Source organism: Spirosoma arboris, from assembly GCF_009754945.1.
Taxonomy (GTDB): Bacteria; Bacteroidota; Bacteroidia; order Cytophagales; family Spirosomataceae; genus Spirosoma; species Spirosoma arboris.
Genome location: NZ_WPIN01000009.1, coordinates 57,776 through 77,642, shown reverse-complemented (window position 1 = coordinate 77,642; position 19,867 = coordinate 57,776). Strand labels below are relative to the sequence as shown.

The 19,867-nt window shown below is 47.2% G+C and carries 12 protein-coding genes; 7 read left to right on the top strand and 5 right to left on the bottom strand.

Going from position 1 to position 19,867, the window contains the following annotated elements; translation table 11 throughout:
• Positions 1 to 174: 174 nt before the first annotated feature.
• Positions 175 to 1,704 carry a P-loop NTPase family protein gene (locus GO755_RS22975; RefSeq protein ID WP_157587640.1) on the bottom strand — a complete coding sequence of 510 codons (1,530 nt, stop codon included), beginning with the start codon at positions 1,702 to 1,704 and terminating at the stop codon, positions 175 to 177.
• 230 nt (positions 1,705 to 1,934) lie between these two features.
• On the opposite strand from GO755_RS22975, the gene GO755_RS22970 reads away from it, so the two are divergent.
• The gene (locus GO755_RS22970; RefSeq protein ID WP_157587639.1) at positions 1,935 to 3,728 is read left to right on the top strand and encodes an IPT/TIG domain-containing protein; all 1,794 of its coding nucleotides are present in this window, start codon (positions 1,935 to 1,937) and stop codon (positions 3,726 to 3,728) included.
• Positions 3,729 to 3,746: 18 nt separating this feature from the next.
• Here the strand turns inward: GO755_RS22970 and GO755_RS22965 are convergent, their stop codons facing one another.
• Positions 3,747 to 4,685: a 2-hydroxyacid dehydrogenase gene (locus GO755_RS22965; RefSeq protein ID WP_157587871.1), complete on the bottom strand. Its 939-nt coding sequence runs from the start codon at positions 4,683 to 4,685 to the stop codon at positions 3,747 to 3,749.
• A 156-nt stretch (positions 4,686 to 4,841) separates the two neighbouring features.
• On the opposite strand from GO755_RS22965, the gene pdxA reads away from it, so the two are divergent.
• The 3 genes from pdxA (at position 4,842) to GO755_RS22950 (ending at position 7,979) form a co-directional block, all read left to right on the top strand.
• A complete protein-coding gene (pdxA, locus tag GO755_RS22960; protein WP_157587638.1) occupies positions 4,842 to 6,356 on the top strand; it encodes a 4-hydroxythreonine-4-phosphate dehydrogenase PdxA in 1,515 nt (504 codons plus the stop codon).
• An 84-nt stretch (positions 6,357 to 6,440) separates the two neighbouring features.
• Positions 6,441 to 7,328: a YicC/YloC family endoribonuclease gene (locus GO755_RS22955; protein ID WP_157587637.1), complete on the top strand. Its 888-nt coding sequence runs from the start codon at positions 6,441 to 6,443 to the stop codon at positions 7,326 to 7,328.
• A 15-nt stretch (positions 7,329 to 7,343) separates the two neighbouring features.
• A complete protein-coding gene (locus GO755_RS22950; RefSeq protein WP_157587636.1) occupies positions 7,344 to 7,979 on the top strand; it encodes a DNA-3-methyladenine glycosylase in 636 nt (211 codons plus the stop codon).
• A gap of 76 nt (positions 7,980 to 8,055) precedes the next feature.
• Here the strand turns inward: GO755_RS22950 and lepB are convergent, their stop codons facing one another.
• Positions 8,056 to 9,225 (bottom strand): signal peptidase I, encoded by a 1,170-nt coding sequence (gene lepB, locus GO755_RS22945; RefSeq protein WP_157587635.1) that lies wholly within the window; start codon positions 9,223 to 9,225, stop codon positions 8,056 to 8,058.
• 168 nt (positions 9,226 to 9,393) lie between these two features.
• Positions 9,394 to 11,199, bottom strand: a complete 1,806-nt coding sequence (gene ggt, locus GO755_RS22940) for a gamma-glutamyltransferase (RefSeq protein WP_157587634.1) — start codon at positions 11,197 to 11,199, stop codon at positions 9,394 to 9,396.
• Positions 11,200 to 11,421: 222 nt separating this feature from the next.
• On the opposite strand from ggt, the gene GO755_RS22935 reads away from it, so the two are divergent.
• Positions 11,422 to 12,663 (top strand): ABC transporter permease, encoded by a 1,242-nt coding sequence (locus GO755_RS22935; protein WP_157587633.1) that lies wholly within the window; start codon positions 11,422 to 11,424, stop codon positions 12,661 to 12,663.
• A 110-nt stretch (positions 12,664 to 12,773) separates the two neighbouring features.
• Here the strand turns inward: GO755_RS22935 and GO755_RS22930 are convergent, their stop codons facing one another.
• A complete protein-coding gene (locus tag GO755_RS22930; RefSeq protein ID WP_157587632.1) occupies positions 12,774 to 14,447 on the bottom strand; it encodes an NFACT RNA binding domain-containing protein in 1,674 nt (557 codons plus the stop codon).
• A gap of 289 nt (positions 14,448 to 14,736) precedes the next feature.
• Between GO755_RS22930 and GO755_RS22925 the strand changes: the two genes are divergently transcribed.
• Both GO755_RS22925 and GO755_RS22920 read left to right on the top strand, forming a co-directional pair.
• The gene (locus GO755_RS22925; protein ID WP_157587631.1) at positions 14,737 to 18,027 is read left to right on the top strand and encodes a SusC/RagA family TonB-linked outer membrane protein; all 3,291 of its coding nucleotides are present in this window, start codon (positions 14,737 to 14,739) and stop codon (positions 18,025 to 18,027) included.
• 31 nt (positions 18,028 to 18,058) lie between these two features.
• A complete protein-coding gene (locus GO755_RS22920) occupies positions 18,059 to 19,795 on the top strand; it encodes a RagB/SusD family nutrient uptake outer membrane protein (protein ID WP_157587630.1) in 1,737 nt (578 codons plus the stop codon).
• Positions 19,796 to 19,867: the final 72 nt, after the last annotated feature.

Here is a 19,867-nt window from a genome sequence, read left to right as displayed (position 1 = left end):
CAACCATCCTGAGTGACGATTCCCGCGAACCAAAGAACGAATTTGTATTTAGAAACAACATTAAGGCCCTATTAAACCTCTATGAATGATTTAATACAAATGAGGGTGTAATGTATTTAACACATTACACCCCCGTTCAAAAATTATCGTCAAAACTTACCCCAACGATTCTATCTAATACCGGTCATCGTCCTCTTCATCCTCCTCCCCAAAGCTAGTACCTGGGTTGAACATTGAGCCGAGCAGGTCTTTGAATGATAGGCCCGTATCCATAGCTTTTTTACCAACAAGCGAATGTTCGGCCAAGCCATGAAGAGCGAATTCCATCATGAACAACTTTTCGGCTTTGCTCAGACGTGCATGAAATTGGTCCACCACATCATCCAAGCCGTCGATAGTACGGAGCCGGGCTTCGTAGTCGCGGTTAGTCAGGTCGTTGAGGATGTCCATCGTGTTGCCATCGCCAAACCAATCCGTGATTTTCTTGTACGGATTGCCACGCTTGTCTTTCTTGGCTTTCTCCGGATTCGGGAAATACTGCAAAAACTGATTCCGGATCGCTTTACCAATCAGGTTCTGCGCCACAATAACTGGCCCCTCTACCTCACCTTCGTAAACCAGTTCGACCTTACCGCAAATGGCAGGAACAACGCCATATAGATCGGCAATACGAACATGCGTTTCTTTTTCGCCATTGAGCAGAGCCCGCCGTTCGGCCGAAGAAAGCAAATTCTCATAGGCTGAAATGGTCATCCGGGCAGAAACACCACTTTTCGAATCGACATATTCACTCTCCCGTGCTTCCATCGCTATTTGCTCAATCAAATCGGCAATGAGGTCGTTTGTTTTCACCATGCCAGCCTGCTCCGTTTTAACGATCGCTTCCTGCATGGTAATCTTTTTGCCAATCTCAATTGATTTCGGATAGTGAGTCACAATCTGTGAATCAATCCGGTCTTTCAAGGGCGTTACAATACTGCCCCGGTTGGTATAGTCCTCAGGGTTAGCCGTAAAGACAAACTGAATATCGAGCGGCAAACGCAGTTTAAACCCTCGAATCTGAATATCTCCTTCCTGTAAAATATTAAATAATGATACCTGAATACGTGCCTGTAAATCGGGCAGTTCATTAATCACAAAAATACAGCGGTGCGAGCGTGGAATCAGACCAAAGTGAATGGTTCGCTCATCAGAATAAGGCAGCTTGAGTGTAGCCGCTTTAATGGGATCAACATCCCCAATAAGGTCGGCAACCGACACATCGGGGGTAGCGAGTTTCTCGGTGTAGCGGTCGCTCCGATGCATCCAGGAAACAGGTGTCTGATCGCCTTTTTCGGCAATTAAATCGAGGGAAAAGCGCGAGAGTGGTTGCAGTGGATCATCGTTCAATTCGGACCCTGCCACCACCGGAATATATTCATCCAGCAAATTGACCATCAGGCGCGCAATGCGGGTTTTAGCCTGACCACGCAACCCTAACAAGTTGATGTGGTGCATGGATAAAATGGCCCGTTCTACATCAGGGATGACAGTTTCCTCGTAGCCCCATATACCCGGAAAAACAACTTCCTTGTCCTTGATTCGCTCAATCAGATTGTCTCTTAGTTCCTGTTTAATTGAGCGAGGTTGATACCCGGCGGCTTTGAGTTCGCCAAGTGTAGTGATCATTAGTAATTTTGATGCTTTCAGGCTGCGGTAGTTCATTCGCTGATTCTTAGTGAAAAATGTAGCATGAAGCGGATAGAATGATAAGTTGGGGCTTTTTTCGAAGAATATAGAGAGACGAATCTTCCTCTATTTTTCGTTCTCCATGTATCATTCCACAAACTACAGGCTTCATTAGGTCTAACAGGCTTTCGAAAGAAATGGTTTTTTGACGCTCAAATTGACTAATTTTACGCCCCTGCGTCGGGTATAGTTTCCCGTTGCCATTTATGAAATCAGCTTTACCCCTTCTTTTTTCCTTCCTTATACTCATTGGCTTAGCGGGTTGTCGCGTCCAGAATAACCCACCAGAATTAACCCGCCTATCAGTCAAACAAGCCTATATTGGCGATGGCTTAATATTGACTGGATACCAATTTGGCCCTGAACCTACCGTTACGTTTGGTGCTGCAGCTTCCGCCGTTACGGCCCCAATCAGCAGTCATGACGACAATACGATTCAGCTAACGGTACCATTAGTAGCGCCAGGATCGACTCAGGTTCGTGTCCACACAGAAGAGGGCATATCCGATCCGCTGCCTTTTAACGTCCTTCAACCAGCTCCTGTACTAGCGGCTGTAACTCCTGGCAATGGCCTTCCGGGCTCACTTGTAGTCGTTACAGGTACCTACCTCAACCAAATTACAAGGATTCGCTTCGATGAAGCCAAGGCAGAGATAAAAGACAGTTCGGCCCAAAAACTCACGATTGTTGTTCCATCTACTCTACCACATGGCCCGGTATCGCTCGCCATTGAAACGACGGGAGGCAACGTATCAAGCAAATTTATTATAGCCGGAACTCCTCAAATTACCAGCATTAGTCCATTACAGGCGAAGCCTGGCGCCGAACTGGTGATACAGGGTCAAAACTTAACAGATGGTATTGTCAGCATCAATGGATTAACCACCGACAAAGCGCTAACGACAGTTAAAGACACTGAAATCCGGACTACGATCCCAGCGACAGCTACATCAGGTCTGGTAACAGTCCGGGTTTTCGAAGACTTAGTCGCCACCAGTATCGACACCGTAAAGATTATTCAGCCGCCTTTTATTACCAATCTTTTGGCCCTGGATGGTATTGCCGGTGATAAACTGCTTGTAAATGGCCGGAATCTTCGTGATGTAACAGGTATGTCGATTGGCAATGTAGCAGCCACGTTCCGAATCCTCAGCGATACACAGATTGAAGTCACGGTACCCGCTCTCACAACATCGGGACCAGTTCAAGTTTCGGCCAGCAGTATTGGTGGCAACAGCACGGCTACCGACCTTTTCTTTTTCTACCTACCGCCCTCAAACCTTGTCCTTACGCCCGCGCGCCAACTTCGTGGACGACCATTAACAGTGTCCGGCAAGAATCTTTACCGTATTACGACTGTCAGTGTTAGTGGCATTACGGTACCCATTACCAGCCGTAATGAAGGTTCAGATTTACTCATTGGTGTACCTGAGACTGCCGTAAGTGGCTCCGTTGTCGTTACAAGTCGGGCAGGTACGGCCTCTGTGCCTTTAGTTGTATTGCAACCTCCCGTCGTTTCCGATATTCTACCGGCCAAAGCACGACCGGGAGAACAGATTGTTGTACGGGGTAACTTTCTATTAAACGCACAGATCTTCTTTACTGGCTCTACCGTTCAGGCTGCTGACGGAGGCAAAAATGAAGATACAGAACGCTGGATTCTGGTATCGACCGATGCTCAGTCAGGTCCTTTACGCGTAGTCAATACAGCGGGCGAAATCATGACATCCATGTTTTTTGCCCCTATCCGGTTAGTAACCATCACTGATTTTTCGCCTAAGACGGCTAAAATTGGAGACGAGATCACCATTACGGGACAGAACTTATCAACCGTAACAGCTGTGCGATTTAACGGCGGTACCTCTACTCCAGCAACCTTCAGACTTTCGGGCAGCTCACTAATCGCAACGGTTCCGACTGGAGCCGTTACAGGCCAGATTTGCCTTACTAATGATGCAGGCACCGTCTGTACCAGTGCGAATGTTACACTAACCAAATAGAGACTGGCCTGCCAATCTCTACAAGTTCCGAATCTGCCTTACCAACACCTCATTAATACGCACATAGCTTTCGTGGGTCCAGCCGGCTATGTGTGGTGTCAGTACAACCCGGTCTGATTGGCGGAGGTAATCAAAAGCAGTTTGCTGATCGGGAGTGAGTTTGGCTAATTTCTCGTTTTCCAATACATCCAACGTTGCTCCACAAATTTTGCCACTTTCCAGAGCTCGTACAACTGCCGCCAATGATACGATTTCACCACGAGCGATATTATTGAGGTAGAATGGTTTAGTGACTTGTTCGATAAACGTATCGTTAACTAGCCTGCGCGTTTCCTCGGTCAGGGGAATGTGAAGGCTGATTACATCTGATTCAGCCATGATTTGAGTCAGCGTAGCCTCCTGCGCAAAGGCATCGCCATAGTTCGTCAGGAATTTGTCGTAGGCTAGTACCCGGCAACCAAAACCGCTGAGCCGCTGTGCAGTAGCCCGGCCATTGTTGCCGTAGCCAATCAGACCAACCGTTAGGCTTCCGAGTTCATAACCTCGATTGCCTTCCCGATCCCAAATTCCCTGACGTACTTCACGATCAGCTTTCAATATATTGGCCAGCAATGCCAACAGCATGCCTACCGTATGCTCGGCAACAGCATCCCGGTTTCCTTCGCCTGCGTGAAAAACAGCAATACCACGTCGTTCGACAACCGCAAGATCTATCAAATCCAAACCGGCACCGGCCCGTCCAATAAAGCGTAAATTAGGGGCCTGACTCAATAACTCTTCATCGACGGTAGTTTTGCTTCGAATAATAAGACCCGTAAAGGGGGCAAGCGTTGTTATCAGTTCAGCTCTACTAATTTTCGGCTGATAATCATATAAAAAGCCAGCCTCATCGAGCATGGCAAAGAGCGACGGATGCATTTCGTCGGCAATGAGAATAGATGGTTGATTCTGGGACATCCGAGGGGTTTTCGTAACTTGCAACATTCTTCAATGAAGAATGTTGAGTGAAAAGTGAAAAATAAATAAGCTGACCGCGTCTTTTTTCTGTCTATTCTTCATTTTTCATTCTACATTCTTCACTACTTAAATTCTTGGCGAAACTACGAAAAGTACATGGAACAACGCCAACCGAACGAACCGAACCAGCCCCGCACCAACTCGTCAGGCAGTCCTAAACCTGATGCAAAACCAACCCCTGCTCAATCGCAACCATCGACAGAGCAACGGCATGGTAATCAACCTCGCAATAATCGCCAGAACGTTCCTTATCAAGACAATCGGACTGATGGTAATACCGCGGGAAATGCTTCGCCCAACCGGCCCGAGCGATCATTTAAGCCCGTACCGAATCAAAATCAACGGGAAAATCGCCAGCAAACTGGGCGAAATGATGAGCAACGATCAAAAAATCAACGAGAGAATCGCCAGCCCAACAACAATCAGCGCCCGAATGAAGCGCGTCAGCGAGATGATGCTCGTCCAGACCGTGAGCGCAACTCGACTAACAATCGCCCCTCGTCTCGCGAGGTTATGCTAAGTGAAACAAGCGTACGAGATTTAGGCAATTCGAACGTTCAGTCAACGGAGTATGTGGGGCGGGAAGATCGATTAGTGATTGGCATCTCACTCGGTGATTATAATGGAATTGGTCCCGAAGTAATTTTGAAAGCATTGCAGTATAATCGATTGCAGAAAATATGCACACCGGTTATCTATGGTTCAATGCGAATTCTGAATCGCTATCGTAACCTGTTAAATCTGAAAGACTGGAATCTGAATGGCGCACAAACAATTGGTCAGATTAGCCATAAACTGACCAATGTTATTACGTGCTGGCCCGACCAGAATCAGGATATTCAGCCCGGACAAGTAACCCCCGAAGCTGGACAAGCCGCATTGTCTTGTTTGCGACGAGCTGTAGAGGACCTAAAAAATGGCAAATTAGATGCCCTCGTCACGGCTCCCATCAACAAATACAATATCCAGTCGGAGGAGTTCAAATTCCCTGGACACACTGAATATCTTGCGCAGGAGTTTGACGTTCAGGATAATCTGATGTTTATGGTTAGCGAGACCTTGCGTGTTGGTGTTGTAACGGGGCACGTTCCACTAGGGCGCGTCCGACAAAACGTTACTCGGGAACGTATTGCTCAGAAGCTACACATGATGATGCAGTCGCTAAAGCAGGATTTTGGTATTGACAAACCCAAAATTGCAGTACTTGGCCTGAATCCACATGCGGGTGAAGAGGGTTTATTAGGCAATGAAGAGCAGGATATTATTAAGCCACTTCTTGCTGAATTAATCAATAAAGGCGAACTGGTGTTTGGCCCCTACCCTGCCGATGGTTTCTTTGGAACAAGAGCTTATAAGAAATTCGATGCTGTGCTCGCCATGTACCACGACCAGGGTTTGATTCCCTTCAAAGCGATTGCATTTGAGGAAGGTGTCAATTTTACCGCCGGAATGCCCGCTGTCCGAACGTCGCCAGATCATGGAACAGCTTATGACATTGCCGGAAAAAACCTTGCCGATGAAACCTCCATGCTCCAGGCTATTTATACTGCCATTGACGTTGCCCGCAACCGAAAGGAATTTTTAGAACTGGAAGCGGGAGCCCTTAAATAACCATAATTGTTTCAAGTTTCAGGTTTCATGTTCCTAGTTGAACATTGAACATGAAACCTGAAACTTGAAACTTTAGTAAAACTTATGTTAAAATCAATGACTGGCTTCGGCAATGCAACGGTGGAAGCTGGTGGCTTAGCTGTAACGGCGGAAATCAAAACCCTGAATTCAAAGTTTTTAGATATCTATTGCCGAATGCCCCGGCAATTTTCAGATAAAGAAATTGAATTGCGCGCCTTGCTAACTCAGCAATTGGAACGCGGTAAAGTAGAGCTCTCTCTTAATCTCGCACGAACGAGCGCCGTACGACCGGGTGTGACCATTAATCGGCCGTTGGTCCAGGCTTACGTAAGCGATCTGAAGGAAACAGCAAACACAATGCTCATGAGCATACCAGACAGCGATGTGCTACAACTGGCCCTCCAGCAGCCCAATGCCTATCTGACCGAATCTGCTGACCCTACTGATGACGCATCGGACTGGGCAACCGTCCAGGCGGCTGTACATGAAGCGTTGCGCCGATGCGATGCCTTTCGCAAACAGGACGGAGCTGTTCTGGAAAGTAAATTTCAGGAATATATCCAGATCATTACCGACCGACTGGCGGCTATTGAGGAGCAGGATGTTCGGCGGATTCCGGCTGTCCGTGACCGGATGCGCAACTCGGTAAAAGAACTGTTAGATAGCGAAACCTTCGATCAGAATCGCTTTGAACAGGAGTTGGTCTATTATGTTGAGAAATTCGATATTTCGGAAGAGAAAGTCCGGCTCAAAAATCACCTGAGCTACTTTCTGGAAGTATTAGCGACGGAAGAAGCGAACGGCAAAAAACTCAATTTCATTTCGCAGGAAATTGGTCGGGAAATCAATACGATTGGGTCCAAGGCCAACGATGCAGCTATTCAACGTCTGGTTGTGCAAATGAAAGACGAGCTGGAAAAAATCAAAGAGCAGACGATGAATGTGATTTAAAATTTCTGACTACTCTTGGCAACTCTTGACCATACCTTCTATCAACAACACGATACCCTTACGCTGGCGCAACTCCTGCTTGGTTGTGAACTTGTACATGAGAACGCGGAAGGTACGACGGCAGGTATTATCGTTGAAACGGAGGGTTATTTAACCGATGACCCAGCCTGTCATGCGTACCGTCGGCAGACGACTCGTAACGCGGCTATGTTTGGTCTTGCCGGAACGTTGTATGTCTATCAGATTTACAATCATTACAACTGTATCAACGTCGTGACGAGACCAGAAGGCGTAGGGGAGGCCGTACTGATTCGTGCACTCGAGCCTACAGAAGGTCTTGAACTCATGGGGCTTCGACGCAACGAAGCCTTTAAAACCGGCTTCGAACGGTACCGAAATAACACCATAGATGCCACAACTGCCGACGGTCAGCGTAACCTCGCTAACGGCCCCGGCAAGCTCACAATTGCGATGGGAATCAATCGCGCGCATGACAATTTTTCGTCACTGATAACAGGACCAATTTATATCCGAGGGCCTGTGTTACACGACTTTGATATGGTCACGACTACTCGTATTGGCCTGACACTAGGGGCTGATTTGCCGTATCGGTATTATATAAACGGAAATCGATTTGTGAGTAAGAAGTAGGTTATTGACTTTGTCGATAAAGTGTGAGGCCCGTTTGACGATTCGTTCATCAAACGGGCCTCATAGTATGTATTCTCTATTCAATCACCCGGAATAAACGATCCCAACGGATTTTGTGCCAGATATCAGCCGGAACAGGATCGATTGACATCCAGACAAATACAGCTTTGCCAACGATGTGATCTTCAGGAACAAATCCCCAATACCGGGAATCTTCTGAATTATGACGATTGTCGCCCATCATGAAGTAATAATCCTGCTTGAACGTATAATTGGCTATTGGCTTGCCATCAATATGAATGCTGGTTGGCGTTACCTCTACCTTATCAGTCGATTCGTACCGCTGAATGACGATTCCATACAAGGCAATAGTCTGCTTGTTTATCGGTATTGTAACGCCTTTTTTAGGCACTGTAAGCGGGCCAAAATTATCCTGATTCCAGGAATAAGCCGAACCACCATAAATTCCTGGCCCAACTTCTCCCGTCTTTTCGCGCATGGGTTCGATTCCTTTTACCCAGTCAAATTCGGCAAATTTATTCTTGACCTCCTGCGTCATATTGATCCGATAGCCAACCAATGTCGACGCTTTTGTTGAGTCATTATACGCTTCAAGAGGTTGCCAATTAATGAAGGGTCCTTCAGGCGATTTGAAATCATTAACGATATCGTATTTTCGAAAAAATCGCTCATCAAGTACCTCGGTCGTTTTTACGAAATAAGTAGTCTCAGATCGAACTGGTGTAGCCAACGCCTTCCCATTGACATAAACCTGCTCCTGACGAATCTCCAAAACATCGCCCGGAATACCGATACACCGTTTTATAAAATTGGTCTTTAAATCGGTGGGGTATGCCGGTTCGCCAGCTTTGGGCGGTGGGTAATTAAAAACGACTACATCACCATTTTTCACGTGCGTAAACCCAGGAAGTCGATAAATAGGCAGTTGAATAGCTGTGCTATAAGAGGGCAATTCAGTCCCCCAGATTTTCTGGTGAGTTAGCGGTACTTGTAGCGGTGTTTTAGGCGTACGAATTCCATAGTGAAGCTTACTAACAAATAAGAAATCGCCCACCATCAGGCTATTTTCCATCGAAGGCGTTGGGATAGCATACGCTTCGAATGTCAGAAATCGAATCAGTGTAGCGGCTATAACGGCAAATAAGACCGAATCGAACCATTCGCGGATCGGAGACTTTTTGGGCTTGAGTGGCTTGTTAGCACTCGTTGTTTTCGCTTTGAGCATAACCAGATGGGAGTGAATCTAAGAATGAGTATCGGAAAATGAAATATAACCATCGGTAGCACAGAGAAATATCTCTTTTACACCGATGGTTATATAGTTAGCTGAACGCTAATTTCCGAATGCGCTAATCGGGTTCGGGAGCAACAAGACACCCTATCCGTTCACTCATTAATAGCCTCGCGCTGTATTGTCAGCTCGGGGATCAGATGCGCCTTCGTACGAGCCATCCGGGCGAATTAGCACGCAATCCATACGACCCAGCGTGTTCGTTAGTTGCTCCAGAATATACCCCCGGCTTTTCAACGCCTGCACTGTGGCATCAGAAAAAGCTCCATTTTCAAAAATGGTTTTATCGGGTAACCACTGATGATGAAACTTGAGGGCATTAACGGCCTGCTGCATCGTCATGCCATGTTCTATAACATTCAGGATGGTTTGATAAACCGATGTAATAATGGTTGAGCCACCTGGTGTACCGACCACCATGAACAGCTTTCCGTCTTTTTCCAGAATAGTTGGGGTCATAGAAGACAGCATACGTTTGTGGGGAGCAATGGCATTCGCCTGATTACCGATCAAGCCAAACATATTGGGCACACCCGGCTTCACGCTGAAATCATCCATTTCGTTGTTCATAAAGAAGCCAGCTCCGCCAATCACAACCCGACTCCCGTAGCCACCGTTTAGCGTAGTTGTAATACTTACCGCATTACCGTCTTTGTCAACCACCGAAAAGTGAGTCGTTTCGAGGCTTTCATAGCCAGGAATCATGCCCCCCTTCACAGCTTTACTATCGGTCGCTTTGGCCCACGAGAAATCGGTCCAGCGTGTACGCAGATAATCAGGGTTTATGAGTTGACTCACAGGTACTTTTACGAAGTCGGGATCTCCCAAAAATTTAGCCCGGTCGGCATACACACGCCGTTCGGCCTCAATCATGACCTGCACAGTACTGTCGCGATTCCATCCCCATTTACGGAGCGGATACGGTTCCGTCAGGCGCATCATCTGCAATAAAGCTACTCCACCACTTGAGGTTGGCGGCATCGTAATGACGTTATATTCTTTGTATTTCGCCTGAATCGGTTCCCGCCAGGCAGAGTGATAGTTTTTCAGATCTTCTTCGGTAATCAACCCTTTGCCACGTACCATTTCTTCGGCTAATAGCCGCGCAGTTTCGCCTTCATAAAATCCGGCCCGACCTTGTGTCTGAATTCGTTGCAATGTTTTTGCCAAATCAGACTGTACCAGCAAATCACCTTTATGCCAGGTGACGGTATCGGTCGATATCGTACTTTTCAGGAAATATGTTTTACCAGGATTTATCGTATTCAGATCTGTTTTGATACGATTCAGGCCTAATGCATCGCGTTCGGTAAGCGCGAACCCTTTAGAAGCCAGATCAACAGCCGGTTGCAACACCTGCGCCCAGGTTAGTTTCCCAAACCGTTTGTGCGCTTCGGCCATCCCATCGACTGAACCCGGTACGCCACTCGCCAGATGCCCGCTAATACTCAATCCAGGCCGAACATTACCCAGCGAATCGAGGTACATATTCTGAGTAGCATGGCCAGGCGCTTTTTCGCGATAGTCAAGTGTGTATGCTTTCCCGGTATTATCACGATAGACCATGAAGCCTCCTCCCCCAATGTTACCCGCTCCTGGGTACACTACGGCCAGTGCAAACTGCACAGCTACAGCTGCGTCGACTGCATTTCCTCCTGCTTTCAGGATATTTAAACCAACCTGCGAAGCTTCAGGATGGGCTGATGCCACCATACCATTGCGCCCGATAACGCCAACCCGATCAGAGAAAAAGGGTTTTACCGTTGGATCTTCGTCACGGTATTGATAAACACCCTGGCTCTGTGTTACTTTCGTATTGGCAGTTGTGGTGGGCGCTTGCGTTTTGCAGGCTGTGATTCCTAATGTAAAAAGCAGAAATGGTAAATAGTAAGCAATGCGTTGGTTCATAGGTGACGCTTCAATTAGGTTGTATAGTGCCCTAAACTACAAAAATAATGGTATCCATCTGATACCCAAATCAACCACTTATCCGCCAGAAGTTTACACTTGTCCGAAATACGTTGGCGAAGCAGCGCACATGTTGTACTTTCATAGATTGGAAAGTTACCCGACAAGTAGAACGCTCGGCTTTGGTAGTTCGATTTCAAACGTTCACTTTTTGATATATCGATGCGATTCATTCGTCAGACTTTTGAAAGCTTTCGGTTCGCGTGGCAGGCTCTGCGCTCGAATCTCCTCCGTACAATGCTCTCTCTGTTGGGCGTAACGATCGGTATTTTCGCCATCATTGCCGTTTTCACGCTGGTCGATTCACTGGAACGTAGCATCAGAACAAGCCTTTCATTCATTGGTGACAAGGTCGTTTACATAGAAAAATGGCCCTGGGTATTCGACGGCGACTTTCAATGGTGGAAATTTTTTCAGCGCCCCGTACCTACTTATGGTGAATATAAATTCCTGAGCGAACGACTCGAAAATGCGCAAGCTATAGTCGCGATGAGTTTTAAAGGCCGGGTGACTATCAAGCGTGATAATAATAGCATGTCGTCGCTTATTCAGGGAACTACGCTGGATTACAACAAGATGTCGGATGTTCCCATTGAACAGGGTCGCTACTTTACTCAACAGGAAATCGACGTAGCTCGTAACATCGCTATTATTGGGTCTGATGTTGCAGAAAACCTGTTCCCTGGACAAGATCCAATTGGCAAGTCGTTTAAAATCAGCGGTCTGAATTTTACTGTTATCGGCGTTCAGCGTAAGAAAGGTGAAAGTATTATTAACGTGGGTGGAAATCCTGACATTAAATGCCTGATTCCATTTGGAGCCTTCTCTAAAATGTTCCATTCCCTCAATCCGAACATTACCATTACCGTTAAGGGGTACGACAGTGATGAAGGACTTCTCGAACTAGAGAGTGAAATTCGGGGGCTACTACGCACCAGACGCGGGCTACATCCACTTCAGGAAGACAATTTTTCAATTAATCGGCCAGAAGCACTGGCGACAGCAATTAGTGGTATCTTCTCTGTTCTGACGCTGGCAGGTTGGGTAATTGGAGGCTTTTCGATTTTGATTGGTGGCTTCGGTATTGCCAACATCATGTTCGTCAGCGTGAAAGAGAGGACGAATATTATTGGCATTCAGAAATCATTAGGCGCAAAAAATTACTTCATCCTATTTCAATTTCTATTCGAGGCCGTGTTATTAAGTTTAGTGGGAGGGCTTACCGGCATCTTTCTGGTCTATCTGTTGTCATTTATGAGCCTAGGTAGCCTTGATCTCCAGTTAACGGCAGCTAACATTGCTTTAGGACTAGGCGTTTCAAGTATCATTGGGATCCTGTCGGGAATTATTCCAGCCTTTTCAGCCTCCCGTCTAGATCCAGTAATAGCTATTCGAGCAAAGTAAAATTAGATGTATGATCGGGGCCGCCCGCACGGTAGGATGTATGAAGTATGATGTAGACGCCTAGTGCGAATCAACTCCCATACATCCTATATCTTACATCATACATCCCATTACTCTCCCTTCGGGACAACCAGCACAACATCTTCTTTCTCGACAAGAACTTGCCCAGGAGCAAGCCCTTTAGGTTTACGAACAAATTTTTTAGGCGTAACAATAACGGGACATAGGCTATCGGTTCGTCGTTTTGAATACCAGGCCGCCAACTCAGCGGCCCGTTCGATCACATGACGGGGAAACGCCTTACCTGCCTGATATTTGACGATCACATGCGAGCCGGAGACATCGCGGGCGTGAAGCCAGAGGTCATCTTTATACGTATATTTCAGGGTTAGCAAATCGTTATTTTTAGCATTCCGACCAATCAGAATACGAAATGTATCAATCGTTATTTCTTTAAATAAGGGCCCGGCGTCATTTGTAGCTATAGTTCGATCCGTCGAATCAACCTGTAAATTCTGTTGTTTCACAAAGCGACGCAGTTCTTTCAGCGTTTGAATACCTGTCAAATCCACTTTCTGTTGATTAATACGACTTGCTTCTGCTTCCCGGTTAGCTATCAGGTCGGTTAAGTGTTGTTCCTCAATCTTTTCATTCTTTGCCTTACGGTAAAAATTCTCCGCGTTTTTCTGAGGGCTTAAATCAGGCTTAAGTTTAAGTGTAATTGGTTGGTCGCGATAGAAATCGTATAGGGTTATCCGTTCCGGCGATTTTGCTCCTGGTGCCTGAGGTATATCATGAAGATTCGCCATCAAGATATGGCCCATTTCTTCATGACTAACTCCTTCTTCACGCGATATAAGGCGCTGCATAGCTCCATCAAGTTGGCCTTCGGCTCGTTTCTGACGTTTTTCGAGAAACCGTAAGAGGTTAGCTTTCTCATGCTCAAACGTACTTAATCCGTTATAACTGATATAAAACCGATTGGCGGCTTCAATAGGATCACTAAACTCACGTTGTAGTTCGCCAATCGGTAATAGGCTAAGAGTTGGTTTATGGTGCAGTCGGGTTAGGTAATAACGGGGTTGTTCCAGTTGACGTAACGTATCCTGAATAATAGTCCACTGGTGTTTTCCATCAACCGAACCATGCTCCCTATTTCTGGCTTCATGTTCGCTAAGCCATTCATTGACTACCTTTCCAAAAGTTGGGAACAGTTTTCGATGGTCAAAATTAGCTCGTTCAAAAGCCTCGTACGATTGGTCAATGGGCCGGTCAATGGATGAGAATAGGAGTTGCTCATCGCTTACTAATTGGCGATTAAACAGATCGATAACCTGATCGTCCTGGAAAGCTATCAAATTAGGCCGATTACCGAAGAATTTGAACACTAAAGAGAAACCACCCTCAAGCAGAATAGCCAAACAACGTTCGTTTAGAAATGACCGAACGCCGATTACAGCCCTTTCTTCTCCAGTTGCCCCAATTACAGTTTCAAATAAATCAATACTATTGGCACGGGCGCGTTGCACAGTCTCCGGAAACAATAGCCCAGAGAAATCAGGGCGTAATGTGGCCTTAATATAAAATGGCTTGTAATAATTGATTTTCCCTTTTGCCTGCGCAAAAACTAATACGACTTCATCACGGTCCTGGCTGAAACATTCCATAAATCGCAGGCCTCCCGGCTTATCACTAAGTAGTTCTGAAAACCGAGCAAAAATACCCAGTAAATGCGATTCGAGAACTGGAGCAAGTTGCCGTAGAAAGTAATAGTTAGTATGCATACAGATACAAAAATACGCCTATAATTGCTTAGAGCCGTATTTACTTGAATATTGCAAAAAACAGAAAGATATTAAATTTTTATATAACTATTTCAACATAATATAATTTAAACTACATACAATACATTGATATTCAGAATTTTATGTTATTATAAATATAATTTTTACAATAAATACTATTTATCAAATCATTTATCTCAGAGATATTTATTAAGATTTCACTTTGAAGTATAACTAAACTAACCTAATATTGATGCGTTTAACTCAATTTTAAACCAACCTAATCTTCATGAAAGCAACGCTCTACAGGTTTCTGCAGACCGCTTTTCTGGGCGCAGTACTACTGCTTTGGGGTCTAACAGCCTCTGCCCAAGACCGTCGTCTGACGGGTAAAATTACGGGTACCGATGGTCCAGTACCAGGCGCCAACATCGTACTGAAAGGTACACAAACGGGTACCAGTTCTGATGCAAACGGTAGCTTTGCATTAAACGTCCGGGGTACTAACCCAGTGTTGGTCGTATCGGCCATTGGTTTCAAAACCCAGGAAATACAAGTAGGCAATCACACATCTATCAATGTATCGCTCGAAGATGACGCGACTGCTTTGAGTGAAGTGGTCGTAACGGGGTACTCCACCGAAAATCGGCGGGACGTAACGGGAGCGGTTTCGACCGTTAAACCAGCCCAGTTAAAAGTGGTTCCTTCAACCAACGTGGAACAGCAATTACAGGGTCGCGTAGCCGGGGTAACCGTTATCACAAACGGACAGCCTGGTACCTCCAGCCAGGTTCGGGTACGGGGCTTTGGTTCCTTCGGGGGTAACCAGCCGTTGTATGTGGTTGATGGGGTGCCAACCCAGAACATCCAGTCTATTGCACCGGATGACATCGAAACCACTACCGTACTGAAAGATGCGGCCTCGGCTTCGATTTATGGAGCGCGGGCTGCTTCGGGGGTGATCGTGTTGACCACCAAGAAAGGGCAGCGTCGGGCTCAGAAATTGAGTGTTAGCTACGATGGTCTGTTTGGGGCTACCGATCCAGGCAAAAGCCTGCCTATCCTGAATCCACAGGAGCAGGCCGATTGGAGCTGGCAGGCACGTAAAAACGACCTCTATCAGGCGGGTAAAACCCCTGACGCGACGAGCTTTGCCGGTATTGCTGGTGGCCAATATGGTACGGGGCTGACCCCAGTTCTGCCTGATTATCTGTTGGTGGGTAGTCGTTCGGGTTTGGCGGCCTCAGCTGTCGATTTAACGGCAGAAGCGGCCAAGTACAATGTGAACCCAGCCAACGGTGCGATCTACAACGTCATTCCTTCGAACAAGGCAGGTACCGACTGGTACGGCGCCATTACTCGGGTAGCTCCTATGATGCGGCATCAACTTGGTTTCTCGGGTGGTACCGAATCCAGCCGTTTCTACGTCAGCATAGGCATGCAACAGCAAGCGGGGATTGTCATCTTCAACGATTTTTCGAAGTATAATATCCGCGCTAATACGGAGTTCGATATCACCAAGAAACTGCGTTTCGGCGAAAACTTCCAGCTTTCCTATATAAAAACAAAAGGTATTCTGGGTGGTGTAGGGAACCAGCTTGGTAACGCTACCAATAACAACTCGAGTGCTTCTTCGGATGAAAACGAAGTATTATCCGCTTTCCGGATGCCTCCAATTATCCCGATTTATAACTCCTTTGGTGGGTATGCGGGTACAGCGGCTCCTGGCTTTAACAACCCACGTAACCCTGTTGCTGACCGGACGGCTAACGCCAACAACAGCAACTTCAACGTCTTTGGTTTTGGCAATGTTTACCTCGAATATGATGTCATTCCGTCCTTAACCTTGAAAAGTAGCTTAGGTGGCAACTATTTCAGCAACTATTTTAACAGCTACGGTCGGGTACAGTACGAAAACTCGGAGAACAACACGACTTATACCTACAGTGAAGGTGCAGGTTATGGCTTAGCCTGGACCTTTACCAACACGGCTACCTTCAAACAAAAATTCGGTCGTCATGATGTCTTCGCCATCGGCGGTATCGAAGCCTTGAATACCGGCTTAGGTCGTAACATCAGTGGTTCGGGTCAGAATCCGTTCTCTCAAGATCCTAACTATGTAACGATCAACACGACCACACCAGGCGCTACTCGAAGTGTAGGGAGTAACTATTTCCTTGGGAATAAATTCTATTCCTTGTTTGCTCAGGCTCGCTATACCTACAATGATAAGTACATCCTGACCGGCGTTATCCGGCGCGATGGTTCCTCGCAGTTTGCTGCTAGCAACCGCTACGGGGTGTTCCCAGCCGTGTCAGCTGCCTGGCGCTTGTCGTCCGAAGAGTTCATGAAGAATCTGCCCTGGGTGTCGGATCTGAAAGTACGGGGTGGCTATGGGATCATGGGGAACTCCAACTACCTGAGTGCCACCAACCAGTTTAACCTCTACGGCGGTGGAGCTGGTCAGGGGTATGACATCGCTGGTACCAACGGCTCGATTGCCTCTGGTTTCTATCGGAGTCAGATTGGGAACCCAGCGGCTAAATGGGAATCCAGTGTTACTTCTAACATCGGTGTCGACGGAACATTCTTTAACAACAAGTTAGAAGTCGTACTTGATTTCTGGCAGAAAGATACCAAAGACCTGTTGTATCCTTTATCACTACCCGGCGTAGTTGGTGTTCGTTCGAGTGCTCCTTACAAGAACGTAGCGAGTATGACCAACAAAGGGATCGACATTTTGGTGACCAACCGAGGTACACTTTCTGGGGACCTGACTTATGAAGTAACGGGTATTGCCAGTTTCTTAGACAATAAAATCACAGCGATTGACCCATCGGTTCCTTATTTCAACGCAGGTGGTACTCGTTTGAGCACCAACGTGGTTCGCAACCAGCCTGGTCATGATCTGTCATCGTTCTTTGGCTACAAAGTAATTGGCCTGTTCAACAGTAAGGAAGAAGTGGCCGCTGCGCCAACGCAGGATGGAGCGGCTCCAGGTCGTTTCCGCTATGCTGACACCAACGGTGACGGCAAGATCAATGATGATGACCGTCAGTTCCTGGGTAGCCCAATTCCAAAAGTTACGGGTAGTATCACCCTGACACTGAAGTACAAAGGGTTCGATTTGAACACCAACCTGTATGCATCGCTGGGCAACAAGATTTTCAACAACCAGCGCTGGTTCACCGATTTCTACCCATCCTTCACAGGTGCAGCCATGGGTGGACGTGTACGGGATTCATGGTTACCAACGCATACAGATACCAATGTGCCTATTTTCGAAAGTGCGTCTAACTTCAGTACCAACACCCAGGCGAACTCGTACTACGTAGAGAACGGCTCATATGCTCGGATGCAGTACCTGAACTTAGGTTACACCTTCCCAGCCGTGGTTCTGAATAAAGTGAATCTGAGTCGTTTACGGTTATCGGTATCAGCGACTAACCTGTTCACCATCACCAAATACTCGGGCTTAGATCCAGGTGTAGGTGGCTCGGCTGACCAGAACTTCGGGATCGACATCGGTAACTATCCTGTACAACGGGGCTACAACGTAGGCTTAAGCTTCGGTTTCTAATAACATATAAACTCGTCTTACAAATCGCACGATGAAAAAATATATAACCAAGGGAAGTCTGGCCACCGCAATGCTGGTCATGGTGACCTTCGCTTGTCAGGACAAATTCCTCGATGTACCGGCCACCGGCCAGTTATCAGGAGCCCAGTTAACCTCCAAAGCCGGACTCGACGGACTCCTGATTGGGGCTTATGCCCAGCTCAACGCCCGCGGATTTTCCCAATCCGCCAGTTCCTTCAACTGGGTACGGGGAAGCGTTTCGGGAGGAGATGCCAACAAAGGCTCTAACTCCGGGGACTTTAACGCGCTGACCCCTTTTCAGACCTACCAGGTTCTAGCTACCAGTGGGGAAGCAAATGCGAAGTGGAATGCTATGTACGAAGGTATTGCCCGGTGTAACTCGACCCTGCGCTCACTGGCTTCAGCCAGCTCCGATGTTACGGCGGCTGACAAAGCCCGGATCTCGGGAGAAGCTCGCTTCCTGCGTGCTCACTACTACTTCGAGTTGAAGCGGGGCTTCAACATGGTGCCTTACGTGGACGAAACCAAAGATTACGGCACGGGCATCGAAGCTGTGCCCAACAGCGCTGACATCTGGCCAAACATTGAGGCTGATTTCAAATACGCCGTGGATAATCTACCAGCTGCTCAGGGTGCCGTGGGTCGGGCCAACAAATGGGGCGCTACCGCTTACCTGGCCAAGGTTTATCTCTACGAGAAGAAGTATACCGAAGCTAAAGCCCTCTTCGATCAGGTCATCGCCAGTGGGGTTACCTCCGATGGCAAGAAGTATGCCCTGGTGACCAACTTCCAGGATAACTTCAATGCGGCCAAGGACAACAGTTCGGAGTCGGTCTTCGCCATTCAGGCAGCAGCCAACACGGGTAGCTCTGATAATGCCAACCCGGATCTGGTACTGAACTTCCCCTACAACACGGGATCGAACGGTCCGGCGGGTTGCTGCGGCTTCTTCGCCCCTAGCTTCGAGTTAGCCAACTCGTTCCGGGTGGATGCCAATGGATTGCCTATGCTGGATGGGTCTTATAACTCAGCTGCTAATCAGTTGAAAACCGATCAGGGTATTGCGTCGAGCGCTCCCTTCACACCAGATACAGGTCCTGTAGATCCTCGTTTGGATTGGTCATTAGGTCGTCGGGGTATTCCTTACCTGGATTGGCAGGTGCACCCAGGTCTGGACTGGATTCGTGACCAGACATTTGCAGGTCCTTATTCACCCATCAAGTTTGTGTTCTACAAAGCACAGGACAAATCGTTGACCGATGGTAGCTCGTGGACGGATGGCTATTCAGCCATCAACTACAACATCATTCGGTATGCGGATGTGTTGCTGATGGCCGCCGAGTGTGAAGTGGAAGTAGGTAGCTTAGCCACGGCGTTGAGTTATGTAAATATGATTCGTAGCCGGGCCAAAGGGACAGCTTATGTGAAGACATCGGCTGGCGCCAATGCGGCTAACTACCAGATTGGCTTGTACACCGCTTTTGCTGACAAAGCTTCGGCTCGGGCGGCTGTTCAATTTGAGCGGAAGTTGGAGTTATCGGGTGAAGGTCACCGGTTCTATGATCTGGTTCGTTGGGGCACAGCCTCGACGGTGTTGAATGCGTTCATCGCTTACGAAGGCAAACTGCTAACAGTAGGTTACACAGGCGCTAAGTTTACTGCTGGTAAGGATGAATATTTGCCGATTCCTCAGCAGCAGATTGACTCTCAGGGCAAGAGCGTTTTGGCTCAGAATCCTGGATACTAAGCCTCCAATTTAATTTTCATAGTACAAAAAGTCCCATCCTCTTCTAGAGGGCGGGACTTTTTGGTATAAAAC

Excerpts from the sequence above, each read along its gene's own strand:
- GO755_RS22975 (WP_157587640.1), bottom strand. The coding sequence starts at position 1,704 with ATGAACTACCGCAGCCTGAAAGCATCAAAATTACTAATGATCACTACA.
- GO755_RS22970 (WP_157587639.1), top strand. The coding sequence starts at position 1,935 with ATGAAATCAGCTTTACCCCTTCTTTTTTCCTTCCTTATACTCATTGGC.
- GO755_RS22965 (WP_157587871.1), bottom strand. The coding sequence starts at position 4,685 with ATGTCCCAGAATCAACCATCTATTCTCATTGCCGACGAAATGCATCCG.
- pdxA (WP_157587638.1), top strand. The coding sequence starts at position 4,842 with ATGGAACAACGCCAACCGAACGAACCGAACCAGCCCCGCACCAACTCG.
- GO755_RS22955 (WP_157587637.1), top strand. The coding sequence starts at position 6,441 with ATGTTAAAATCAATGACTGGCTTCGGCAATGCAACGGTGGAAGCTGGT.
- lepB (WP_157587635.1), bottom strand. The coding sequence starts at position 9,225 with ATGCTCAAAGCGAAAACAACGAGTGCTAACAAGCCACTCAAGCCCAAA.
- ggt (WP_157587634.1), bottom strand. The coding sequence starts at position 11,199 with ATGAACCAACGCATTGCTTACTATTTACCATTTCTGCTTTTTACATTA.
- GO755_RS22935 (WP_157587633.1), top strand. The coding sequence starts at position 11,422 with ATGCGATTCATTCGTCAGACTTTTGAAAGCTTTCGGTTCGCGTGGCAG.
- GO755_RS22930 (WP_157587632.1), bottom strand. The coding sequence starts at position 14,447 with ATGCATACTAACTATTACTTTCTACGGCAACTTGCTCCAGTTCTCGAA.
- GO755_RS22925 (WP_157587631.1), top strand. The coding sequence starts at position 14,737 with ATGAAAGCAACGCTCTACAGGTTTCTGCAGACCGCTTTTCTGGGCGCA.
- GO755_RS22920 (WP_157587630.1), top strand. The coding sequence starts at position 18,059 with ATGAAAAAATATATAACCAAGGGAAGTCTGGCCACCGCAATGCTGGTC.